1 protein-coding gene is annotated in these 1212 nt (G+C 52.2%); it reads left to right on the top strand.

The features are described from left to right. The first annotated feature begins 74 nt into the window (after nt 1-74). Nucleotides 75-1207, top strand: a protein-coding gene (locus F6V25_RS16875; protein ID WP_420850003.1) for an IS3 family transposase whose coding sequence is annotated in 2 segments (ribosomal slippage) — nt 75-324 and nt 324-1207 — 1134 coding nt in all. Because the reading frame shifts where the segments join, the coding sequence is not laid out codon by codon here. Nucleotides 1208-1212 lie beyond the last annotated feature (5 nt).

Raw genomic sequence — 1212 nt, 5'->3', positions numbered from 1 at the left:
TGACCTTATCCCCTGAAACTGTTCCATTGCAAACTTAGTGATTTCGGTCTAGAAACTCCAAAAGGAGACTAGACATGAAGCCGAGACGTTTCACCGAAGAGCAGATCATTGGCATCCTGAAACAGGCACAAGCCGGTATGAAGATCGTCGATCTGTGCCGCACCCACGGCATCAGTGACGCCACCTTTTACAACTGGCGCACCAAGTACGGCGGCATGGAAGTCTCCGACGCCAAGCGGTTGAAACAGCTCGAAGACGAGAACAAGAAACTCAAGCAGATGCTGGCCGACAGTATGCTTGAAAACAAGGCCATCAAGGACGTTCTCTCAAAAAAGTGGTAACGCCTGCCGCCCGGCGGAACATCGTGATTCACCTCAAAGAGGTGTTCCAGTTCAGCGAGAGACGGGCCTGTATCATTGTTGGGCTGTGCCGGAGCAGTTGCCGGTACCAGGCGAAACCAAAGAACGATAACGAGATCAGATCTCGCCTGCGTGAACTGGCCGAACAGCGCCGCAAATTTGGAGCGCCACGACTGCACACCATGCTGCGTCGGGAAGGGCATCTGATCAACCACAAGCGCACCGAACGCATTTACAAAGAAGAAGGCCTCTCGCTACGCCGAAAGAAGAGCAGGAAGCGTATCAGCCACCTCAGGGTGGTCATGGACAGACCGGAACGGATCAACCAGCACTGGTCCATGGATTTTGTCTCTGACAGCCTGTACAACGGCCGTCGATTCCGGGTCCTAACCGTAGTCGATGATCTCAGTCGTGAGTGCCCGGTACTGGAAGTTGATCACTCTCTGACTGGCCAGCGTGTCTCAAGAGTCCTTGATCGGGTATCAATGGTACGAGGCCTTCCAGAGGTGATCACCGTTGACAACGGGCCGGAGTTCATCAGTAAGGCACTTGATCTCTGGGCTTACGAGAGGAACGTCAAGCTCAGATTCATTCAGCCAGGTAAACCGGTTCAGAACGCATACATCGAAAGCTTCAATGGCAAATTCCGTGATGAATGCCTGAATGACAACGTTTTCGTCAGCTTGCACAGCGCCCAGAAGATCATTGAAACCTGGCGGCAGGATTACAACTCGGAAAGGCCGCACAGCTCACTGAACGGCATGGCACCGACTGAGTTTGCAAGAACATTTGAAAAAGAACAAAAGACCGAAAAACCTAAGCAAGAACTGGTTCTATTGAAGGGGTAAGGTCA

It is taken from the genome of Oryzomonas japonica (genome assembly GCF_008802365.1).
GTDB classification, from domain to species: Bacteria; Desulfobacterota; Desulfuromonadia; order Geobacterales; family Pseudopelobacteraceae; genus Oryzomonas; species Oryzomonas japonica.
This window is presented reverse-complemented; position numbering and strand designations above follow the sequence as displayed.